The 22,480-nt window shown below is 34.0% G+C and carries 21 protein-coding genes, 2 tRNA genes and 1 riboswitch; of the genes, 19 read left to right on the forward strand and 4 right to left on the reverse strand.

Annotated elements, in window-relative coordinates:
• Positions 1 to 99 precede the first annotated feature (99 nt).
• From tyrS to greA, 10 genes are all read left to right on the forward strand, one after another.
• Positions 100 to 1,362, forward strand: a complete 1,263-nt coding sequence (gene tyrS, locus FP433_RS01175; protein ID WP_265486837.1) for a tyrosine--tRNA ligase — start codon at positions 100 to 102, stop codon at positions 1,360 to 1,362.
• 138 nt (positions 1,363 to 1,500) lie between these two features.
• A complete protein-coding gene (locus FP433_RS01180; RefSeq protein WP_265486838.1) occupies positions 1,501 to 3,123 on the forward strand; it encodes a peptide ABC transporter substrate-binding protein in 1,623 nt (540 codons plus the stop codon).
• A 71-nt stretch (positions 3,124 to 3,194) separates the two neighbouring features.
• Positions 3,195 to 4,124: an oligopeptide ABC transporter permease gene (gene opp3b, locus FP433_RS01185; protein ID WP_265486839.1), complete on the forward strand. Its 930-nt coding sequence runs from the start codon at positions 3,195 to 3,197 to the stop codon at positions 4,122 to 4,124.
• 3 nt (positions 4,125 to 4,127) lie between these two features.
• Positions 4,128 to 5,156, forward strand: coding sequence for an ABC transporter permease (locus FP433_RS01190; RefSeq protein ID WP_265486840.1), 1,029 nt, complete (start codon positions 4,128 to 4,130; stop codon positions 5,154 to 5,156).
• Between the two features lie 6 nt (positions 5,157 to 5,162).
• Positions 5,163 to 6,209 (forward strand): ABC transporter ATP-binding protein, encoded by a 1,047-nt coding sequence (locus FP433_RS01195; RefSeq protein ID WP_265486841.1) that lies wholly within the window; start codon positions 5,163 to 5,165, stop codon positions 6,207 to 6,209.
• Entirely contained in the window at positions 6,209 to 7,144 is a 936-nt protein-coding gene (locus tag FP433_RS01200) for an ABC transporter ATP-binding protein (protein WP_265483591.1), read from the forward strand. Before FP433_RS01195 ends, FP433_RS01200 begins: the two co-directional genes overlap by 1 nt.
• Positions 7,145 to 7,193: 49 nt before the next feature.
• Positions 7,194 to 7,266: transfer RNA gene (locus FP433_RS01205), tRNA-Thr, on the forward strand.
• Between the two features lie 18 nt (positions 7,267 to 7,284).
• Complete coding sequence (locus FP433_RS01210) at positions 7,285 to 8,598, forward strand: C1 family peptidase (protein ID WP_265483589.1); 1,314 nt, start codon at positions 7,285 to 7,287, stop codon at positions 8,596 to 8,598.
• Between the two features lie 32 nt (positions 8,599 to 8,630).
• Complete coding sequence (locus FP433_RS01215; RefSeq protein ID WP_265483587.1) at positions 8,631 to 9,002, forward strand: hypothetical protein; 372 nt, start codon at positions 8,631 to 8,633, stop codon at positions 9,000 to 9,002.
• Positions 9,002 to 9,463 carry a transcription elongation factor GreA gene (greA, locus tag FP433_RS01220; protein ID WP_265486842.1) on the forward strand — a complete coding sequence of 154 codons (462 nt, stop codon included), beginning with the start codon at positions 9,002 to 9,004 and terminating at the stop codon, positions 9,461 to 9,463. Before FP433_RS01215 ends, greA begins: the two co-directional genes overlap by 1 nt.
• Positions 9,464 to 9,795: 332 nt before the next feature.
• On the opposite strand, the gene FP433_RS01225 is transcribed toward greA, so the two are convergent.
• Both FP433_RS01225 and FP433_RS01230 read right to left on the reverse strand, forming a co-directional pair.
• The gene (locus FP433_RS01225; RefSeq protein ID WP_265486843.1) at positions 9,796 to 10,521 is read right to left on the reverse strand and encodes a GntR family transcriptional regulator; all 726 of its coding nucleotides are present in this window, start codon (positions 10,519 to 10,521) and stop codon (positions 9,796 to 9,798) included.
• 202 nt (positions 10,522 to 10,723) lie between these two features.
• On the reverse strand, positions 10,724 to 11,578 hold the full coding sequence (locus FP433_RS01230; RefSeq protein WP_265486844.1) for an ROK family protein: 855 nt from the start codon (positions 11,576 to 11,578) through the stop codon (positions 10,724 to 10,726).
• Between the two features lie 139 nt (positions 11,579 to 11,717).
• Here FP433_RS01230 and FP433_RS01235 point away from each other — a divergent pair, with 139 nt between their 5' ends.
• A complete protein-coding gene (locus tag FP433_RS01235) occupies positions 11,718 to 12,395 on the forward strand; it encodes a type II CAAX prenyl endopeptidase Rce1 family protein (protein WP_265486845.1) in 678 nt (225 codons plus the stop codon).
• A gap of 45 nt (positions 12,396 to 12,440) precedes the next feature.
• Here FP433_RS01235 and FP433_RS01240 read toward each other — a convergent pair.
• Positions 12,441 to 12,511, reverse strand: a tRNA-Gly gene (locus FP433_RS01240).
• A gap of 23 nt (positions 12,512 to 12,534) precedes the next feature.
• On the reverse strand, positions 12,535 to 13,149 hold the full coding sequence (locus FP433_RS01245; RefSeq protein WP_265483579.1) for an SOS response-associated peptidase family protein: 615 nt from the start codon (positions 13,147 to 13,149) through the stop codon (positions 12,535 to 12,537).
• A 110-nt stretch (positions 13,150 to 13,259) separates the two neighbouring features.
• Between FP433_RS01245 and trpS the strand changes: the two genes are divergently transcribed.
• The 8 genes from trpS to FP433_RS01285 all read left to right on the forward strand — a co-directional run bounded on the left by trpS (position 13,260) and on the right by FP433_RS01285 (position 22,439).
• Positions 13,260 to 14,282, forward strand: a complete 1,023-nt coding sequence (gene trpS / locus FP433_RS01250) for a tryptophan--tRNA ligase (RefSeq protein WP_265483577.1) — start codon at positions 13,260 to 13,262, stop codon at positions 14,280 to 14,282.
• A 7-nt stretch (positions 14,283 to 14,289) separates the two neighbouring features.
• Positions 14,290 to 14,871 (forward strand): hypothetical protein, encoded by a 582-nt coding sequence (locus FP433_RS01255; protein ID WP_265486846.1) that lies wholly within the window; start codon positions 14,290 to 14,292, stop codon positions 14,869 to 14,871.
• Between the two features lie 55 nt (positions 14,872 to 14,926).
• Positions 14,927 to 15,090: riboswitch (M-box (ykoK) riboswitch) on the forward strand.
• A 76-nt stretch (positions 15,091 to 15,166) separates the two neighbouring features.
• Positions 15,167 to 17,851, forward strand: a complete 2,685-nt coding sequence (mgtA, locus tag FP433_RS01260; RefSeq protein WP_265487236.1) for a magnesium-translocating P-type ATPase — start codon at positions 15,167 to 15,169, stop codon at positions 17,849 to 17,851.
• An 84-nt stretch (positions 17,852 to 17,935) separates the two neighbouring features.
• Complete coding sequence (metG, locus tag FP433_RS01265) at positions 17,936 to 19,924, forward strand: methionine--tRNA ligase (RefSeq protein ID WP_265486847.1); 1,989 nt, start codon at positions 17,936 to 17,938, stop codon at positions 19,922 to 19,924.
• The gene (locus FP433_RS01270; RefSeq protein ID WP_265486848.1) at positions 19,924 to 20,694 is read left to right on the forward strand and encodes a TatD family hydrolase; all 771 of its coding nucleotides are present in this window, start codon (positions 19,924 to 19,926) and stop codon (positions 20,692 to 20,694) included. Before metG ends, FP433_RS01270 begins: the two co-directional genes overlap by 1 nt.
• Positions 20,681 to 21,244 carry a ribonuclease M5 gene (gene rnmV, locus FP433_RS01275; protein ID WP_265486849.1) on the forward strand — a complete coding sequence of 188 codons (564 nt, stop codon included), beginning with the start codon at positions 20,681 to 20,683 and terminating at the stop codon, positions 21,242 to 21,244. The genes FP433_RS01270 and rnmV overlap by 14 nt, the downstream gene beginning before the upstream one ends.
• Entirely contained in the window at positions 21,234 to 22,127 is an 894-nt protein-coding gene (gene rsmA / locus FP433_RS01280) for a 16S rRNA (adenine(1518)-N(6)/adenine(1519)-N(6))-dimethyltransferase RsmA (RefSeq protein WP_265483569.1), read from the forward strand. Before rnmV ends, rsmA begins: the two co-directional genes overlap by 11 nt.
• Positions 22,128 to 22,199: 72 nt before the next feature.
• Positions 22,200 to 22,439, forward strand: a complete 240-nt coding sequence (locus tag FP433_RS01285; RefSeq protein WP_265483567.1) for a Veg family protein — start codon at positions 22,200 to 22,202, stop codon at positions 22,437 to 22,439.
• The last annotated feature ends 41 nt before the right edge of the window (positions 22,440 to 22,480 follow it).

The raw sequence follows: 22,480 nt of genomic DNA on the forward strand, positions 1-22,480 counted from the left end.
GGCATAGGTAATATGCAAATGTGGGTGGTACCACGGCTAAATTAGTAATTAAGTCGTCCCTAGTCTATTCGACTAGGGACGTTTTTTATGGAGGAAATTATGGCAAAATTTGATATCTTAGAAGACTTACAATGGCGTGGAGCTATTAATCAAGAAACTGATGCAGAAGGATTACGTGATTATTTAAAAGAACATGATGATTTGGCCTTATACTGTGGAACTGATCCAACTGGTGATTCACTTCACATCGGTCACTTAATTCCCTTTATGATTTTGAAGAGATTCCAATTAGCAGGTTATCACCCAGTAATTATTATTGGAGGGGGAACTGGCGCAATTGGTGATCCTTCTGGTCGTAAAACTGAAAGAACTCTTCAAAGTGCAGAACAAGTTCATAAAAATGAAGAAGCTTTAACTGCTCAAATGAAGAAGCTTTTTGGTACAGAAAACTTTGAGATTGTGAACAACAATGAGTGGCTCGGTAAGATGAATTTGGTTGACTTTTTACGTGATTACGGAAAGTATTTCCAAATTAATAACATGTTAAACAAAGATGTTGTGGCTTCTCGTTTAGAAAACGGAATTTCGTTTACTGAGTTCACTTACCAAATTTTACAAGCGATTGATTTTTACCACTTAAATAAAGACCACAATGTTCAACTTCAAATTGGTGGTAGTGACCAATGGGGAAATATTACTGCTGGGATCGATTTAATTCATAAATTAGAAGGAAATGATAAGAAGGCTTTCGGCTTAACAATTCCATTAATGCTTAAAAGCGATGGTACTAAATTTGGTAAATCTGCTGGTGGTGCGGTATGGCTCGATCCTGAAAAGACAAGTCCATTTGAATTTTATCAATTCTGGCTCAATCAAGATGACCGAGATGTAATCAAATACTTGAAGTACTTTACTTTCTTATCACGTCAAGAAATTGAAGAGCTTGAAGAAAGTGTAGAAAAGGAACCTTGGAAGCGTAAAGCTCAAAAACGCTTGGCAGAGGAAGTTACAAAGTTTGTTCATGGTGAACAAGCGCTAAAAGAAGCTCAATATATCACTGATGCTTTATTTAGTGGAGAAATTAAAGATTTAACTACTGAACAAATTGAACAAGGATTTAAGAACGCACCGAGTGTAGAAGCAGAAAATGAAAGTAAAAATTTAATTGATTTCTTAGTTGATACTAAGATTGAACCTTCTAAGCGTCAAGCTCGTGAAGATGTAAAGAATGGTGCAATTTATGTTAATGGGGAACGTATCCAAGATATGGATTACACTGTAAATCCGGCTGATAACTTTGATGGTAAATTTGTAATTATTAGAAAAGGTAAAAAGAAATATACTTTAGTGAGAATTAAATAATAAAAAAGATTGGAATTTTCCAATCTTTTTAATTTTCATTTATAAAAATCTTGTTTATTAAAAGTTTTTAGCTTATACTTACAATAAGATTAAAAAATAGATAAAAATTAATAATTTACAAGAAAGGGGTTAGTAAGGATGAGACCCAAAAAGCTTATTGCCAGCATTGGTATATTGTGTATGGCAGCAATTGGCGTAAGTGCGTGTAGTTCTTCCAATTCATCAACAAGTAGTAAGAAACAAGAAATAACATGGATGGATGCAGCTGAAATTCCAACAATGGATATTTCAAAAGCTACTGATAACACTAGTTTTAATCAATTAAATAATGTTATGGAAGGATTATATCGCTTAGGAAAAGATGAAAAAATTGAGAATGCTTTAGCTACTAAAACGCAAGTATCACAAAATGGTAAAAAGTGGGTCTTTACTTTACGTAAGTCTAAGTGGTCTGATGGTAGTCCTCTAACTGCCAAAGATTTTGTTTATTCTTGGCGCAGAACTGTAAATCCAGCAACTGGGTCACAATATGCATATCTATTTGAAGGGATTAAGAATGCTACAGCTATTACTGCAGGTAAAAAGCCAGTTTCGAGTTTGGGAGTAAAGGCAGACGGTAAATACAAACTTGTAGTAACACTTGATAAACAAATTCCTTATTTCAAACTTTTGATGGGATTTCCATTATTTTTCCCACAACAAGAAAAAATGGTAAAATCTGCTGGTTCAAAATATGGAACAGCTTCAAAATATCTTGCCTATAATGGACCTTTTGTGCAAAGTGGTTGGTCAGGATCTAACTTATCTTGGAAGTTAAAAAAGAATAAGAACTACTGGGATAAAAAAGCTGTCAAGCTAAATACAATTAATTACTCAGTACAAAAGACAACTTCAACAGCGTATAATATGTATCAATCTAACTTGTTAGATGCAACTGCATTAGATTCGGAACAAAGTAAGCATTTGAAAGAAAATCCTGGTTACACAGTACGTAATAGTGCTTCAACATTTTATTTACAATATAATCAAGCTAAGCTCAAAGCTTTAAGAAATGTTAAATTACGTCGTGCTATCTCAATGGCTATCGATCGTCAAAGTTTAACCAAAATTTTAGGTGGAGGTAATACTGCAGCAAATAGTTTAACAGCTAAAAATTTGGCTAAAGTTGATGGAGTAGACTTTTCATCTACAATTTCAGATAATGGTTATGATTCGTACAATCCAACTAAGGCTAAAAAATTATTTAAGCAGGCGCTAAAGGAATTAGGAGTAAAAAATATCAGTTTAACAATTCTTTCTGATGATACTGACTCAGCTAAGAAGACAACTGAAACCCTTCAAAGTCAGCTTGAATCAACTTTATCAGGATTAAACATTAAAACCCAGAATGTGCCTTTTAAGACTCGATTAAGTCGTTCAACAGCTGGCGATTTCGATATTGTCGTTTCAGCTTGGGGAGCAGATTTTGCAGATCCAATCTCTTTTGATGATTTATTTACTTCAAATAATGCAAATAATAATGGTAAATGGAAAAATAAGGAATACGATCGCTTAATTGAGGCTTCTAAGAATACTATTAATCAAAAACAACGTTGGCAAGATCTAAGACAAGCAGAAAACTTATTGCTAGATCAGCAAGGAGTTTCTCCACTTTACTACCAAGGTCAAGCTTGGTTAGTACGTCCAACAATTAAAGGGATTATTTACAATTCTGCTGGAGCAAAGTATAATTTTAAGAATGCGTACGTTGAAAAAAATTAAACTGACACTGTAAGAAATTAGGACTAGTTTTCTAATTTTTCTTAGGGTGAGGATTAATTAAAGGAGAACTTATGGCAAAGTTTATATTAAAACGTGTATTTTATATGTTTCTAACACTCTTCATTGTAGCTACGGCAACTTTCTTTTTGATGAAAGCAATGCCTGGCTCACCTTATGCCAATGAAGCAAAAATGACTCTCACCCAGCGTCATATTATGGATGAACAATATGGTTTAAATAAACCAGTAATTGTTCAATATTTAATTTATTTAGGTTCGATGTTCAAAGGAGATTTTGGAACATCTTTCCAATATGCAAATCAATCAGTTTCAAGTTTGATCTTTCCAAGATTAGCTGTCTCTATGCAACTTGGATTGCAAGCAATGGTTTTAGGTGTGGTAGTAGGAGTATTGTTAGGAGCTATTGCTGCTATTAAACAAGGGACTTGGGCTGATTCAGGTGCAACAGTTTTGGCTATTATCGGACGCTCTGTGCCTAACTTTGTTTTAGCAGTTATTTTACAATACTACATTGGATTAAAACTCGGTTGGTTCCCAATTGCAGGTTGGGGCTCATTTTCACAAACAGTTTTACCTACAATTGCTCTAGCAGTGGCACCAATGGCCGAAACTGAACGATTTGTTAGAACAAGTATGGTTGATAATATGAATCAAGATTATGTTGAACTAGGTCGTGCAAAAGGTTTTAGTAGAATGGAAGTTGTCCGTAAGCACGTAATGCGTAATAGTATGATCCCAATTGTAACTTTACTTGGGCCTTATACTGTGGCTTTGATGACTGGTTCAATGGTTATTGAAAATATTTTTAATATTCCAGGTATTGGTGAACAATTTGTTAAGTCAATTTTGACTAATGACTATCCAACAATCATGGGAGTAACCATGGTATATTCAATTGGTTTAGTAGTAGTATTATTGATTACAGATATCATTTATGGATTAATTGATCCACGTATTAGATTACAAGGAAACGAGGGATAAGTAATGGAAGATAATCAACATTTAGATGCCGATTCTTTTGCACCACTTGCACCAGAGCAAGCACAAAGCAATGAAAATATTGTTGGTCCATCTCTTACCTTTGGTCAAAGTGTGTGGATGGAATTAAAGAAAAGAAAGTCTGCAATTATATCTGGGATTGTAATTATTGTAATGGTACTAGTAGCCTTTGGTTCAACCCCTTTTATTAATAACAATACTTTAGTTAAATCCCAACCGCAATATGCTAACTTACCGGCAAAAGTTCCAGGTTTTAATGCCATTAACGGTCTTAATGGTAAATTAAAAGAAAATGGAAAATGGGTTGATGTATATGCTGAAAATGGAGTACCAAAGAATAAGTACTTTATTGCAGGAACAGATTATTTAGGACGTCCACTTGCTCCAAGAATTATTTATGGGACTAAGATTTCTTTAATCGTAGCCTTTGTGGCAGCAATTTTTGACCTAACAATTGGGGTTATCTATGGAATAATTTCCGGTTGGAAAGGTGGCGCTGTTGATAATACTATGCAGCGAATAATTGAAATTATTTCTTCAATCCCTAACTTAGTTATTGTAGTTTTGATGTTAGTCGTTTTAAAACCAGGGATGATGTCAATTATTTTGGCAATTGCAATTTCATCTTGGACAACGATGGCGCGACAAATCCGGGCTGAAACCCTAACTTTGAAAAATCAAGAATACGTTTTAGCTGCCAAAAACTTAGGACAATCTGGCTGGAAAATTGCCTGGAAACACTTAGTTCCAAACTTATCAAGTTTAATTATTATTCAAATGATGTACACAATCCCAACCGCAATTTTCTTTGAAGCATTCTTAAGTTTCATTGGGATTGGTATCTCCGCTCCACAAACTTCATTGGGAGTTTTGCTTAATGAAGGACAAAAGAATTTCCAATTCTTACCATATCAAATGTGGTTCCCAGCAATTGTATTATGTATTTTAATGATTGCATTTAACTTATTAGGTGATGGATTACGTGATGCATTTGATCCAAAGACTAGAAGGTAGGTAAAAATGGCTGAAAATGTTTTAGATGTAAAAAATTTAAAAATTAACTTTAATACATACGCTGGTAAAGTAAAAGCCATTCGTAATGTTTCTTTTAGCTTAAAACCAGGTGAAACCTTGGCAATCGTAGGTGAATCTGGTTCTGGTAAGTCAGTAACTACTAGAAGTATCATGGGTTTACTTGCCCCAAATGCAGAAATCGCTGGTGGTGAAATTAATTTTCATGGGAAAAATCTTTTAGAAAATAAAGAGAAAGATTGGCGTCATATTCGTGGAAATGAAATTGCAATGATTTTCCAAGATCCAATGACTTCCCTTGATCCGACAATGAAAATTGGCCAACAAATTGCCGAGCCACTAATTAAACATAAAGGCGCAAGTAAAAAAGAAGCTTGGGCTAAGGCTTTGGAAATGATGAAAGCAGTTGGTATTCCTGATGCTGAAAAAAGAATTAATCAATATCCGCACCAATTTTCAGGTGGGATGCGTCAAAGAATTGTGATCGCAATTGCTTTGATTTGTGAACCAGAAATATTATTAGCTGATGAGCCAACTACTGCTCTTGATGTGACAGTACAAGCAGAAATTTTGGACTTAATGAAAGATTTACAAAAGAGAGTTAAGACTTCAATTATTTTTATTACCCACGATTTGGGAGTGGTTGCTGGAATTGCAGATCGAGTAGCAGTAATGTATGCCGGCGAAATTTTAGAATATGGAACAGTAGAAGAAATCTTTTATCATCCACAACACCCATATACTTGGGGATTAATGAACTCTATGCCAACTCTTGCAAGTGAAGAGCTAGAATCAATTCCAGGGACCCCTCCTGACTTACTGGATCCTCCTAAAGGAGATCCTTTTGCACCAAGAAATAAATATGCAATGAAAATTGATGTTGAGAAAAAACCACCATATTATAAAGTGACTGATTCTCATTATGCAGCTACTTGGTTATTGCATCCAGATGCTCCTAAAGTTACCCCGCCAAAAGAAATTTTGCGTCGCTGGAAAAAATACGACGAGAAACACTCTAAAAAGGAGGAAAGCTAATGGACGAGAAAAAAAAGATTTTAGAAGTAAAAAATTTAAAGCAATACTTTAAGTCTGGTTCAAACACTGTTAAAGCAGTTGATGATGTTAGCTTTCATATTTATGAAGGAGAAACTTTTGGTTTAGTAGGAGAATCTGGTTCTGGTAAAACTACTACAGGAAGAAGTATCTTGAAGTTATATGAACCAACTGCTGGAGAAATCATTTTTGAAGGTAAGAATATTCATGACTTAAAAAAACGGAAAGATCTTCTTTCATTTAGAAGGGATGCACAGATGATTTTCCAAGACCCTTACGCATCTTTAAATCCAAGAATGACTGTTGAAGATATTATTGGAGAAGGTCTGGATATTCATGGTTTAGTTAAAAATAAGGCAGAACGTCGTGCACGTGTTGAAGCTTTACTAGATGAAGTAGGATTAGATAAAAAACATGCCACTAGATTTCCTCATGAGTTCTCCGGTGGTCAACGCCAAAGAATTGGGATCGCACGTGCGTTAGCTGTAGAACCTAAATTTATCGTAGCTGATGAACCTATTTCTGCTTTGGATGTTTCTATTCAAGCCCAAGTTGTTAACTTAATGAAAGAATTGCAGCAAAAGCAAGGACTAACCTACCTCTTTATTGCCCATGATTTATCAATGGTTAAATTTATTTCTGATCGAATTGGAGTCATGCGTTACGGAAAGCTACTTGAAGTAGGACCTGCTGATGATGTTTACAATAATCCTCTTCATCCATATACACAAAGTCTCATCTCAGCGGTTCCGATTCCAGATCCTGAAATTGAAAAAAATCGCAAACGAATTGATTATGATGGTAATTTGGAAAGTGATGGCCAAGAAAGAACGCTTCATGAAGTAGTTCCTGGTCGATTTGTTCGTTGTACTGATGAAGAAGTAGAGCATTATCGTCAATTAGCTTTGAATAACTAAGAATCCATCCATGAAGATGGATTTTTTTATTATGTGGTAAAATATAGGTGCTGCTTTAGCTCAGCAGGTAGAGCACCGCCGTGGTAAGGAGGAGGTCCCCAGTTCAAATCTGGGAAGCAGCTTTGAAAGAAGGAAAGAAAATGAGACATGAATTATCTTTTGAAGAAATAGCACAATTTCAGCAAGATTTTGAGGCAAGTAAGCAAAATAAACTTGCTACTTTGGCTGTAGTAAATAATGGTGTGAAAAAGGCTAGTTTGAATGAAGCGGCTGTAAGGAGTTTAAATCGAACTTTTTCAATTGAAATTCCTACAGATAATGTTACTGATCAAAAGCAATCCGGAAGATGTTGGCTTTTCGCTACTTTGAATGTTTTGAGACATCAATTTGCCAAAAAATATCAAGCAAAGAATTTTACCTTTTCACAAGCTTATTTATTTTTCTGGGATCGTATTGAGCGCGCAAATATCTTTTTTAATAATATTATCGCAACTGCTGATAAAGATTTAGATGATCGTACTGTTCATTCTTATTTTCAGGCACCAGATACAGATGGTGGTCAATGGCATATGGCGATTTCTTTGATTAGAAAATATGGATTGGTTCCTACTTATGCTTATGGTGAAAGTTTTACTGCCAATAATACTGCTAGTTTTAACCAAGCTTTGAATATGAAATTACGTGAAGATGGTTTGGTGTTAAGGAAATTAGTTCAAGCTGGAAAAGATAAAGAAGTAGAGCAAAAACGCCAAGAATTCTTGAGTGAAGTCTATCGGATGGCAGTTATTGCTTTTGGCGAACCAGTAAAAAAGTTTGACTTAGAATTCAAAAATGATAAAGGTGAGTACCTTTTTGAGGAAAATTTAACTCCTCAAGATTTCTTTAGAAATTATTTGATAGATGATTTGGATGACTATGTCGTCTTATTTAATGCTCCTGATCATGAATATGATAAATTATATGCTTTACCATTTGAAGATAACGTTGAAGGTGGCACTCCAGTGCAGTTCTTAAATACTAAAATTGAAAATCTTAAGGAGGCAGCAATTGCTCAATTGAAGGCTGGTGAAACACTGTGGTTTGGATGTGATGTAGGTAAACAAAGTGACCGCCAACAAGGAATCTTAGCAGCTGATCTGTATGATACTGATTTAATATTTGATATTGAGACTAAACTTTCTAAAAAAGAGCGTCTCCAAACGGGAGCAAGTGGTTCAACTCATGCTATGACTTTTGTTGGAGTAGATGTAGTTAATGGCAAGCCGCGTCAGTGGAAAGTAGAAAACTCCTGGGGAAGTAAGGTTGGTGATAAAGGCTACTTTGTTATGAGCGATAATTGGTTTGATGAATATCTTTTTAAAGTTGTAGTTAAAAAGAAATTTCTTCCAAAGAAACTAGTAGAAATCGCTCAAGGACCAGCCACAGCAGTTAAACCTTGGGATTCAATGGCATAAAGTGAAGTAAGAAGTAAAAGTAGGAAGTAAAAATGAAAAAGAATTTATATGGTTGGGGTGTCTTAATTTTAATGCCACTTTTTTTAACAGGATGTGGTAATAAACAGGCAGCAACTTCACCTCAAGTTTCTCATTCCAGTAAGGTTAATAAAAAAGCCACTACTAGTTCGAAGCCGGTAAAAAGTGTTGCCAAAACTTCATTTGATAGAGTAGTGGATGATACTCTAAAACGACATAAATACTCTGGAAAAATGACCAAAGAGGATTTTACGGTTAGCCAAATTGGTAATCAATTTGATGTACAAGAAAAAGAAACAGGAACAATCGTTAGCCACTATATTAAGAAAAATGGCAAATTATATTATCAAGATGTAACCACTAATAAACTGGAAGAGGTCAAATAATGGTCTATTTTCAAAAGATGACGCCACAAGGTTATCAAGAAATTGAGGAAGAAATTTCAAGATTAAAAAAGGATCGGCCGCGGCGGATTAAAATCCTCCAGGAAGCTCGTAGTCTAGGAGATTTGTCAGAAAATTCTGAATATACAGAAGCCAAAAGAGATTTAGGTCACTTAGAAAGTAGGCTCCGTTATTTAAATAAACAATTGAAATATGCCCAAGTGATTGAAAAAAATGACAGTGGAGAAGTAGATCTTGGTTCAACAGTAGAACTTTTATTTGAAGGCGAAGAAGAAAGTGATACTTATCAGGTTGTAGGGCGCATGGAAGCTGATCTTGAGAAGGGAAAGGTATCATTTGATTCACCTTTAGGACAAGCGATCATGAAACAAAAGGCTGATACACTTGTGACAGTTGAGGCCCCAGCAGGAAGTTATCAGGTTAAAATTTTAAAAGTTGAGTAAACTTAAAAGTATATATTAATTTATACTTGTAAGCGCTTGAAAAAAGTACTATGATTAGCTTGTTGTTAAAGTCTGTTATTTAACTTAAAAGACAGAAATAATTACATGGTCAAAATTTTTGTTTCGATTTTGCTTATGATTTATGAGTAGAAAGTTAGTTTGATAGCTCAGGTTTTGCAACATAGAATTTCTACATTAGGAAGCATATGATATGAATAAGATAGGCTGATAAGTTATGTAAGAAGTAGGGGGAAATATGTAACTTAATGCCTAATGTGGAAAGTTATATAGTTAAAATTAAAAAGGTGACTGAAAGTAGTCACCTTTTTTGTTTAATTGAAATTATCGTTATAAAGAATAGTATAAGTAACATCATCAAATTTATTTCTAATAGTTGAATAGTTAATAGGTTGGCCAGTACTTAGCCAAATAATCTGCTCCAGCTCTAAAATTGGATCATTTCTTTTTGCATTAAGGTAAGTAATGTCATTTTCTTCAGTTTTGCAGGCACGAATACGGCGATAGGAAGTAGCCAAAGTTAAGTGTAAGGCATCAGTAAAATAGTCATATAATGATCCAGAGAGAGCTTCTTTGTTAATTTTAGGGACGATGCTTAAAGGGATAAAGAGATGTTCTAAAAGCAAAGGGTTATTTTTAAACATTCGTAAACGCAGAATATTATAAACGGGGTCATGATCTTGAATGAAAAGGTTCTCTTGAACTTCTTGATTGGGAAACTCAATTGAAAAATTAATAAGTTTAGTGGAAATATTTTCTTGCCCAAATGTTTTATCAATATCGTGAAAACTATTTATTGGGTGGTCATTCTTTCTTTCAATGGGCACCTCACTCAAAACTACTGTGCCATAACCAGAACGCTTATAAACATAACCTAATCGCTCCAAGTAATCAATAGCTTTCTTTACAGTTAAACGACTAACATTCAGTTCTTGGGCCAGCGCCTCTTGATCAGGAAGGAATGCCTGAGGAGGATAAACTTTATTTTTAATCCGCTCTTCGACGATACTAGCAACTTGTAGATATTTGTGAATAGCCATTTTAAACTAAACTCCTTTGAATTAGTAGATTATAAATTTGCATTAACATCAAAGTAATAAGCAATGAATTATACTATTAAAGTATATAATTATTGATAACGTTTTCATTATACAACAATTAACTCAATCTACTAAGTTTAGAAGGTAAATTTCCGCTAAAAGATATATATTTTTTAAAAGCAATGAAATTTTTACTAATTGACTAGTTATTTTTTGCTTCAAAATAAGCAATAGAACCACGTAAAATAGCTTCATCGTTTAAAGTGGATAAATCTAAAATTGGAGAATGAGTAAAATGATAAGTGTGTTTTAAAGTAGTAAGTTCGTCTTCCAGTAATGGCAATAATTCTGGATGTTTAGTAATTGCACCAGTAAAGTAAATTCGGGCTGGATCTAAAGTGTGTTGTAAGTTAAAGATACCTTCAGCAAGGATGTGGAAGAATTTTTTAACAACTTCATTAGCTTGAGGATCACTAGTATTACCCAAATCAAACACTGTATTAGCATCAAAGTCTTTACCAGTGAGCTTGTTGTATTGTTCTGCCATGACATCAGGAGCCCCAATTTTTGACCAAGGAGCGTCATTAATTAAAAGTTCACCAACTTCTCCTGCAACTTTATGTGCTCCTTGCCAGAGCTGGTTATTAATGATAAAGCTACCGGAAATAATATGTTCAATTGATAAAATAATACTACTTGTAATAGGTTCTTTTTCTGACTTAATCAATCCTAGGGCAGCACTATCACTATCACTGCTTAAGGTTACTGGTACGTCGAATTCTTTTTTGAAATTATTAACTAGTGTTGTATTCTCAAGATATGAAATTCCACTTCCACCAGTGATAGTACCAGTTTGATAGTCAATAATTCCTGGAATAGAAAGAGCAATTCCTGAAATTGTTGAAGACTTTTTAATATCATTAACTGCTAAAGTAATCAATGTGTTGAATTCTTCAAGGGTTGTAGGGGTAGGGAAACTACTACTTAAGGTCAATTTATTATTTTCCCAAGTTCCAACTTTAATTTCTTGATCATTAATTTGAATTGCGACTAACATGTTAGCTCCGCTCCTTTTATTTCTTAATATAATTTCATGCTAGTTTTAAAAGTAACGAGTGTCAAAAATTTAGTCTTAAAAAATTAAGTGAAAAATGAATTTTTTGTTATAATTGAAAGATACGGGAACAATAAGGGAAGTGACAAGATTGGATCCAAATACACCTCAGTCTAAACAAGGTAATTTGGTTAGATATTGTGTATATTTAATTATTTATTTATTAGTGATTTTATGTAAAACCTGGGCCATTTGTAAAAATAAGTTTCATATTATAGGGGCAATATTTTTTATAATTTTTGGGTTGTTTGGACTGTGGTTTTATATTCGTCGCTATAATCGAGAACAAGAATTTTTTGAAGATCGAGTTTCTATTTCTTTATTAGCAGATTTTGGATTTAGTGCTGGAGTAAGTGTTATTGTAATTGGATTACGCTTTTTAACTTCCTATTGGCAAGCTCGTCACCGCTTTCCGATGACATATGTCCAAACAATGTTTTCTAATCAAGAATCAACGATTTTATTTTGGTTTTTAATTCTTGCTTTTGGAGTAATTTTACCAATTTTGCAGGTCTATCTAAGTGTTGGTTTCTTCTTTAATTATTACTTTAGAACTCAAGATATAGTTAGTTCTGTTTTTGGAATAATGGCGTCAGGAATATTTTTTGCAATTTTAAATGGACAATATTCACTTTCTTTATTTGTAATTAACAGTTTATGTGGGATGTTAATTGCCTGGTCTTATCTTTATACCCAAAATATTTTTACTCCAATATATTTAGCCATCTTGAATGGAATTTTTATGATTTTACTTATCTAAACAAAAAAGGATTACACTTTATAAAGTGTAATCCTTTTTTGTTTAAGCGGATAGCGTGAATCGAACCCGCATCTTCAGCTTGGGAAGCTGACGTTCTACCATTTAACTATACCCGCGTAACGCATTTAGTATATCATAGCTAACTTCTGCGTTGCAACTCAATTTTATCTAAAGCAGGTGGAGTCTGATCCAAAGTAGCTGTAATATCTTGAGTTAACCAGGTGTTTAGCTGGTCGGGATTAAGTACAAGGGGCATACGGTCGTGAACTTGGGCATAACTTGGAGTTGGTTTGGTAGTTACCATGGCAAAGTCTTCTTTATTTCTAATTCCTGCAATAAAGGTTAAAGGAAAATCATTGTCTTTAAAGCTATATTGATCTTTGTAAGTTTTACCATTGCTTGCTTCATAGCTAGTTTTGCCAGCTTCAAAAAATTGATTGGCAACGATAATGCAGCGTCCCTTTTTAAAAGATTCATACCACATTGAATTTGGCCCAGCAAATACTTTTTCAATACGGGCGTTAATTAAAGGACGCTTTGGATCAAAAGGATTAGAATAACCCCAGTTTTTTGGAACAAAGCCCCATTTGCCAGTTGAACTTTTGGCTAAAAGTAAAGCTTGTTTTTTAGGAAAAATTTGTTGAGGAATTTGAAAATCTTCTTGGAAGTCTTGTGAAGCAACGGACAAATTGAGATCATCTTTTAAGATTCTTTGAATTTGTTTAATTGCAGGTTGTTCATAATGATTGCACATATTTTTTCCTCCATTTCTAACTTAATTCTAACAGGTTTTGTGATAGTTTAAAGAATTTGTGATTTTTGCTAAAATTAAGATTAACAGATAATTGTTGTGAGGAGAAAATTATGGCTAAAGAAATCTTATTAACTGGGGATCGCCCTACAGGGAAATTACATATCGGTCACTATATTGGTTCATTAAAAAATCGAGTAAAGCTTCAAAATGAAGATAAATATGATCCATATATCATGATTGCAGATACGCAAGCTTTGACTGATAATGCACGTGATCCTGAAAAAATCAGAAATAGTTTAATTGAAGTAGCACTTGACTATTTAGCAGTAGGACTTGATCCAGCAAAATCGACTATTTTTGTTCAATCACAAATTCCAGCACTTTTTGAATTAACTGCTTACTACATGGATTTAGTAACTGTAGCTAGATTAGAGAGAAACCCAACTGTTAAAACTGAAATTAAGCAAAAAGGATTTAAAGATTCTATTCCAGTTGGATTTTTAAATTATCCAGTTTCTCAAGCAGCAGATATTACAGCTTTTAAAGCTACTTTAATTCCAGTTGGGGATGATCAAGAACCAATGCTTGAACAAACTCGTGAAATTGTTCGTACTTTTAATCGAGTTTATAACACTGATATTTTAGTTGAACCTAAAGGTTATTTCCCACCTAAGGGACAAGGAAGATTACCAGGGCTTGATGGAAATGCTAAGATGTCTAAGTCACTTGGTAATGCAATTTATCTTTCTGATGATGCAAAGACAGTCCAAAAAAAGGTAATGTCAATGTACACTGATCCAAACCATATCCATGTTGAAGATCCAGGACAAGTTGAAGGAAATACTGTCTTTACTTACCTAGATGTTTTTGCTCCTGATAAAGAAAAAGTTGCTGAACTTAAAGCTCAATATCAAAAGGGTGGCTTAGGTGATGTAAAGATAAAGAAGTATCTTAATCAAGTACTCGAAGATGAACTAGGACCAATTAGACAACGACGTGAAGAATTTGCTAAGGATCCTGAAGCAGTTTATGAAATGCTATTAGAAGGATCAAAGAAGGCCAATGAAGTAGCCAATGAAACATTGCAACAAGTTCGAGATGCAATTGGGTTGAATTATTTCAAGAATATTTAGAATAACTGTGAAAAGAGTACAACGACTAATTTTAACTTTAGTATTTTTGGGATTTGGAGTTTTAAGCTTAGCAGCTAAGAACTCTGTGGTAAGTGATGAATTAGCAGTTTTTGATCAAAAAACTACTCAACTTTTAGCCCAGAGAAATACAAGTTTCCAGCGTCACCATGAAAAAGTTCATTTTGTTTTGCAAAGTAATAAAAAGGCTAAGGCGATTAAGCCCCAAGAAAATGAAATGATAATTTTTGTTACTAAAAAGGCAAACAAAAGGAATGTAGAAATAAGTATGGGCAAAAACTTAGCAAGAATAATTCCACTTACTAAAAGAATGCAGATACTTCAAGCTACTAAGCAGCAACTGCGTTCAGCAGATAAAGGAATTTTTAATAGGGGTGTGCAAAGATTAATTAATATCAGTGCAACCTTAATTAATCGGCATTATCATGTAAAAGATAAAAATGATATAAGTGTGCGGCAATTGAGTAAGCTAAATACTTCAAAAAATATGAAAATACTTTGGTCACTAGCTGTGGGAATCTTTGCAATTGTTGCACTTGCATGGTACCAAAATTTTAAGATTAACCACTAAAGGGGTTGACGAATACAGCTAGAGCCTATAAAGTATTTGTATAGAAATTAATGAGCAAATAAACTGTTAGGTGAGACTCCTACGTGAACATATGCTGTCGCCCAGCAACATCCAGAGATGCCAACGGGTCAAACAGGGATCGTCGATTTAAGGCCCTCCCCAGCCAGCTAGACTTTTCTTACGTCACGTAGTGTTAAAGCTGAACGACGAGTAAAAATCGCTTGGATTTAAGACTAATACAGTTTGTGTATTAGTCTTTTTGTTTGTTTGCTTGGTCTAGAAAGGATTTTGAGTGGTGTTCAAATTCAATACGACTAATAAGAAACAGCAGGCAAATACAAAATTAGTAAAAAGAATTGCAGAAGAAGACAAGTTTGCAACTTTACAAAGGTTGAAGACATCTACCAGTGGCCTTACGCAGAGGGATGCAGAAATTCGCTTAGCCCAGCAAGGGCCAAATGAGGTGGTAACAAATCAAAGAAATAGCAAAATTCAATCTTTGATAAAATCTTTTTTTACCCCTTTTTCCGTTGTGTTAATAATTTTGGCAATAATTTCTTTTTTAGCAAATTATTTTTTAGAGCCAGTTGGTGAAAAAGATTTTAGTACTTCGATTATTTTGGCAATCATGGTCTGTATTGCAGCAGTAGTGAGATTTGTACAAGATCTAAAAACTAGTGATGCAGTCGAAGATTTGATGGAACTAGTTTCTGTTACAACAAATGTTAAAAGAAATCGAAAAAATGTAGAACTACCAACTCAAGATATTGTAGTAGGAGATATTATTAATCTAGCCGCTGGTGATATCATTCCAGCAGATATGCGGCTACTAAGAAGCAAGGACTTGTTTTGTTCTTCTGCTTCTTTAAATGGAGAATCACAACCCATTGAAAAGATAGCTAATAAAAAGCCTTCTGCTACTCAAATTAACAATTATTTAGAGTATCCTAATATTCTTTACGAAGGAACCACAATTGTTTCTGGCTCAGGGATGGGTGTTGTATTTGCGACAGGAGATAACACCGTTTTTGGCAAATTAGCTCGTACATTAACTAAGACAAAAGTTAAACAAACAAGCTTTGATATTGGAATTAGGAAAATTTCCACATTACTTTTACTAATGACTTTAATTATCGCACCCTTAGTATTCTTGATTAATGGAAGCATTAAAGGTGATTGGAGCAATGCCCTAGTTTTTGCAATTGCAATTGCAGTTGGGTTAACACCTGAAATGCTACCAGTAATTATTAGCAGTAACTTAGTGCGAGGATCACTTGAATTATCCAAGCATGGCACAATTGTCAAAAAGATGAATTCCATTCAAAACTTTGGCTCAGCAGATATTTTGTGTACTGATAAGACAGGGACATTGACACAAGATAAGGTGGTTTTAGAACGACATTTTAATTTGGCCTTAGAGGAAAAAAAGAAGGTACTGGAATTAGCTTATTTAAATAGTTATTATCAAACAGGAATGAAGGACTTAATTGATAAAGCAATTATTGAAGCAGCCGCTGGAGAGATAGATACTAATGACATTCAATATCGCTATACTAAGATTGATGAAATTCCATTTGATTTTACTAGACGTCGAATGAGTGTAGTAGTTGCAGATGCAGAAAATGAACACTTACTTTTAACAAAGGGAGCAGCTGAAGAAATGCTGGCCTGCAGCGATCGAGTAGAGATCGATGGCAAAATTATGCCTCTTACTCAGCAATGGCAAGAAAAAATTCGCCACGAGATTAAACAGATGAATGAGGATGGTTTCAGAGTAGTTCTCTTAGGATATAAAAAGAATCCAGCACCTGTAGGTGAATTTGGGCCAGAAGATGAAAAAGAATTAATTTTAATTGGCTTCTTAGCATTTTTAGATCCACCTAAAGAAAGTGCCAAAGAAGTATTAAATAATTTACGTAAAGATGGAATTAAAGTAAAAATTCTAACTGGAGATAATGAAGCAGTTACCCGAGCAGTTTGTTTACAAGTGGGACTAAACATTGAGACAGTATATGAGGGTAGTGATTTTGAAAATAAGAGTTTTGATGAGATAAAAAAGATGGTGGAGGAATGTGACATTTTTGTAAAAGTTTCTCCAGAAATTAAGGCAAAAATTATCAATGTTTTAAAATCAAATGATCACACTGTTGCCTATCTTGGAGATGGAATTAATGATGCAGCAGCTATGCGAGTAGCAGATGTTTCAGTGTCAGTAGATGATGCAGTAGATGTTGCTAAGAAAACAGCAGATATTATTTTATTACGGAAGGATTTAAGGATTTTAGAAAAAGGGGTGCGAATTGGACGCCAAGTATTTGGAAATTCGATGAAGTATATAAAAATTACCTTGTCTTCGAATTTTGGTAATATGCTTTCAATTTTATTAGCATCATTATTTTTACCCTTTTTACCAATGTTGCCGTTACAAATTGTAGTATTGGACTTACTTTATGGGGTTAGTTGTCTCTCTATCCCATTTGATACAATGAATCCTAATTACTTGGAAGTACCACGAAAATGGCATGTAAAGAAACTGCCAAAGTTTATGCTTACTTTCGGTCCTGTTTCTTCGCTATTTGATATACTTACTTTTGGCTTTTTGTTTTATTATCTTTGTCCAAAATTAGTGGGACACTCTTATGCAGCAGCTAGTGTAAGTGAAAAAATTAGTTTTATGGCAATCTTTTGTACAGGTTGGTTTGTTGAATCATTATGGACGCAAGAAACTGTAATTTCAGTTTTGCGTGATCCACGTTTTCCTTTTTTAAAACAACATGCTACTTTACCGGTAATAATTGCTACTTTTGGAGTGGCAATTATTGGAACAATTATTCCATTCACACCACTAGCAAAAATTATGAATTTTGGCTTTGTACCACTTGAATATTTATTCTTTGTAGCTTTAATGTTAATTTTGTATATTGGATTAGCTAGTCTAGTTAAAAAATGGTACATGAAGAGGGAAAAATACTTAATTTGATGGGATTTTCTTTTACTGAGAAAATCCTTTTTGCTTCCTTGCATGCTATACTTATAGGTAAGAATTAAAGGAGGCACTATTAACATGACTAAAGAAAACAAAACATTTTATATCACAACTCCTATCTATTATCCTTCAGGTAAATTAACGATCGGAAATGCTTATACTACTGTGGCAGCTGATAGTATGGCTCGTTATAAGCGTGCGCGAGGTTATGATACTTTCTTTTTAACAGGTACTGATGAACACGGTTTAAAGATTGAACAAAAGGCAGAAGCCAAAGGAATTAAGCCACAAGAATTTGTAGATGAAATGGCAGATTCATACAAAAAACTTTGGAAGATGTTAGATATTTCTTATGATAAGTTTATTCGTACAACTGATAAAGAACACGTTGCTGCTGTCCAAAAGATATTTGAACAATTATTAAAGCAAGGTGACATTTATTTAGGAGAATATCAAGGCTGGTATTCTGTTGAAGATGAAGAGTATTTTACTGAATCACAATTAGCAGAAGTTTATAAAGATGACAATGGTAAGGTAATTGGGGGTAAAGCTCCATCAGGACATGAAGTTAAATTAATTAAGGAACCTTCGTATTTCTTTAAAATGAGTAAATACGCAGATCGTTTGTTAAAGTATTATCAAGAGCATCCTGAATTTATTTTGCCTCATTCTCGTGAAAAAGAAATGATTAATAATTTTATCAAACCAGGCCTTGAAGATCTTTCTGTCACTAGAACTACTGTGGATTGGGGAATTCCTGTTCCAAGTGACCCTAAGCATGTTGTTTATGTCTGGATTGATGCACTTTCCAATTATATTAGTGCCTTGGGTTATGGAAATGAAAACGATGAATTATTTAAGAAGTTTTGGCCAGCTGATGTTCATTTAGTAGGTAAAGAAATTGTTCGTTTCCACACAATTTACTGGCCAATTATGTTAATGGCACTTGGAGTACCACTTCCTAAGCAAATTTTTGGCCATGGTTGGGTATTGATGAAAGATGGAAAGATGTCTAAGTCTAAGGGAAATGCAGTTTACCCAGAGATGATTGTTGAACGTTACGGCTTAGATGCTTTACGTTACTACTTGATGCGTGCTATTCCCTTTGGCAGTGATGGAATTTTTACACCTGAAGATTTTGTAGAAAGAGTCAACTTTGATTTAGCAAATGATTTAGGTAATTTGCTTAATAGAACTGTTTCAATGATTAATCAATATCAAGAGGGATTAGTTGCACCAGTAAGTGAAGAACAAGATGAATTTGGTGAAAGCTTAAAGAAAGCTGCACAAGAAACTATTGCGACCTACTATGAAAAAATGGATGCTTTGCATTTTTCACAAGCTTTAGATGCAGTTTGGAAATTAATTTCTCGTGCTAATAAGTATATTGATGAAACTACACCTTGGATTTTAAATAAAGAGGGTAAAAAAGATCAGTTATCTGTTGTAATGACCAATTTAGCAGAAACTTTACGCCTAGTTGCACTTTTGATTAAGCCAATTATGACCCAAAGCCCAATAGAAATGTTTAATCAACTTGGACTTGACTTAGATGATCCAGCTGCTAATGAACTGGTTTGGGGAAGCTATGGTTGGAATAATACTGTAACCACTGATCCTAAGCCAATTTTCCCTCGTCTTAAAAATGATGAAGAAATCAAATATATCAAAAAGCAAATGGCTAAGGCTAAACCTAAGAAAGAAACTAGAAGCCAGCAAAAAGATAAGACCAACAATAAAGCTATTACAATTGATGACTTTGATAAAGTAGAAATTAAAGTAGCAAAGGTTTTAGAAGTAGAACCAGTTAAGGGTTCAAATAAATTATTATCTTTTAAGCTTGATATAGGCGAAGAGCAACCTCGACAAATTTTGAGTGGGATTGCTAAGTTTTATCCAGATTATGAAAAATTAGTCGGTAAAAAATTACTTGCTGTTACTAATTTGAAACCTCGCAAGATGTTGGGCCAACTAAGTCAAGGAATGCTTTTATCTAGTGAAAAGGATGGTAAAGTTAAATTGGCAATTGTTGATCAAGAACATGAAGTAGGAGCACGTTTAGGATAATGGAAATTTTTGATTCTCATACTCATTTAAACGATGAGCCTTTTAGAGGTAAAGAGGAAATTTATTTAGAGCGTGCAAAGAATTTAGGTGTTACTAGAGCAGCAGTTGCAGGACAAGATCCTGAATTTAATCAACGAGCAGTAGATCTTAGTGAAAAGTTTGATAATCTTTATGCAATTGTTGGATATTGTCCAGATGTAGCTAAAGATTGGAATCAAGAAGCTGCAGATCAGTTAATTGAGCAGTTAAAGAAAGAAAAGATTGTAGCATTAGGCGAAATTGGACTTGATTATTATTGGGACGAGTCTCCCCGAGAGATACAAAGAAAAGTTTTTGCCGAGCAATTAGAAATCGCTCATGATTTAAAAATGCCTGTAAATATTCATACTCGTGATGCTTTTGAAGATACCTATCAAATTTTAAAGGAAAGTAAGGTAGGAGAGTATGGAGGTATTCTCCATAATTTTAATGGTAATCCAGAATGGATGAAGAAGTTTTTAGATCTAGGATTAATGCTTTCTTACTCTGGAGTTGTTTCCTTTACTAAAGCAACTGATGTACATGCAAGTGCCAAAGTTGTTCCTTGGGATGCAATGTTAATTGAAACTGATGCTCCATATTTAACACCCAAACCTTACCGTGGTAAACAAAATGAAACAGGATATGTTTATTATGTGGCCAAAGCAATTGCGGAGTTGCGTGGTGTAGAAATCGAGGAAGTAGCAGCTCATACGAACCAAAATGCGAAAAAAATTTATGGAATCAAATAAAGAAAAAAATTTTAATGCGGTGGTTATTGTTGAAGGACGCGATGATACTAAACGTCTGAAACAATATTTCCCAGGAATTGAAACTATTGAAACTAATGGGTCTGAGGTATCAAAAGAAACTTTAGCAGAAATTAAAAAATTGGCTCAAACAAGAGAAATTATTATTTTTACAGATCCAGATTTTAATGGGGAAAGAATAAGACGCTTAGTAACCCAAGTAGTTCCAAATGCTAAGCAGGCTTTTATTACTCGCAAAGAAGGTGAGCCGACTAAGCGGGGGAATAGTTTAGGAGTTGAACATGCATCTAAAGAAGCCTTGATGCGAGCTTTAAGCGATTTGCATGAAGTAGAAGAAACAAAAAGCGATTTAACAAAAAGTCAGTATAACGCTTTGGGGCTAGGGATGGGTCCAAATGCAAGAAAACTACGTGAAAAAGTAGGAGTTAAATTGAGTATTGGCTATGGGAATGCCAAACAGTTTTTTAAGCGTTTAGAAATGTTTGGAATTAGTTATGAAGAATTGAAAGAGGCGGTTGAAAGTGTCAAATAATATGCCAATTGCCAATCCAGTAAGGACTAAGGCGATTGTTAATCGGTACTTTGTGCATGCAAAAAAGAATCTTGGACAAAATTTTTTGGTAGATTTAGCTGCAATAAAAGGAATTGTGACAGCAGCAGATATCCAGCCAGGTGATCAAGTAATTGAAATTGGACCAGGAATTGGTTCTTTAACAGAACAAATTTTGTTAGCAGGGGCTAAAGTAGCAGCGTATGAAGTTGATACGGATTTGCCTGAAATCTTAAAAAATGAATTACCCGCTAAGATTGATGGGCAAACACTTGCTGAACGTTTTAAGTTAATTATGAAAGATGTTTTAAAAGCTGATTTTAAAGAAGATATAGGAGATTTTTTTGATTTTAATCACCCAATTAAAATCGTAGCTAACTTACCTTACTATATCACGACGCCAATTTTATTTGACTTAATCAAAAGCGATTTGAATTTTGTAAGTTTAACTTTAATGATGCAAAAAGAAGTTGCAGAACGTTTAGTAGCCCATCCGAAGACTAAAGAATACGGCCCTCTTTCAATTGCAGTACAAACTAGAATGAATGTAACTTTTGATGAAGAGGTAAAAAGTTCTTCTTTTATGCCTCGGCCAAAAGTTGATTCAGCAGTAGTTACTTTGAAACCACTAAGTAAAAAATATGATATTAAAGATTATAAATATTTCGATCACTTAGTAAAAATGAGTTTTTCTCAAAGGAGAAAGACTCTTAATAATAATTTAAAGCCTTTAGTTAAAGATAAAGATGAACGGGAAGAAATCATTGAGTCTTTGGGAGTAGATTTAAGAGTACGCCCAGAAGAATTAACAATTCCGCAATTTATTGAATTAGCTCATCTTGTTAGGGAGCACAGTATAAATTAAATGTCAATAATTAAACTTGATGTTTTTTACTTTTTTTGGTATAATCGAACCTATGCAAAGGAGTGACGTCGAGTGCCAATGACATTGATGGCTATTAAAGAAAAGTTAGACGCTCATATTGGAGAAAGTCTTATTGTAGTTGCACAAGCAGGACGCAAGAAAGTAACGCGCAGAAAAGGGACACTTAAAGAAACATATCGCGCTATATTTGTAGTAGATCTAGATCAAAATCAAAACAAATTCGAACGTGTTTCATACAGTTATACTGATGTATTAACTAAGAATATAGAACTTGAATTTAGTGAGTTCTAATTATAAAATTAATATTAATACGAACAATCACTAATGTTTTA

This window comes from Lactobacillus sp. PV012, from assembly GCF_014522325.1.
Taxonomy (GTDB): domain Bacteria; phylum Bacillota; class Bacilli; order Lactobacillales; family Lactobacillaceae; genus Lactobacillus.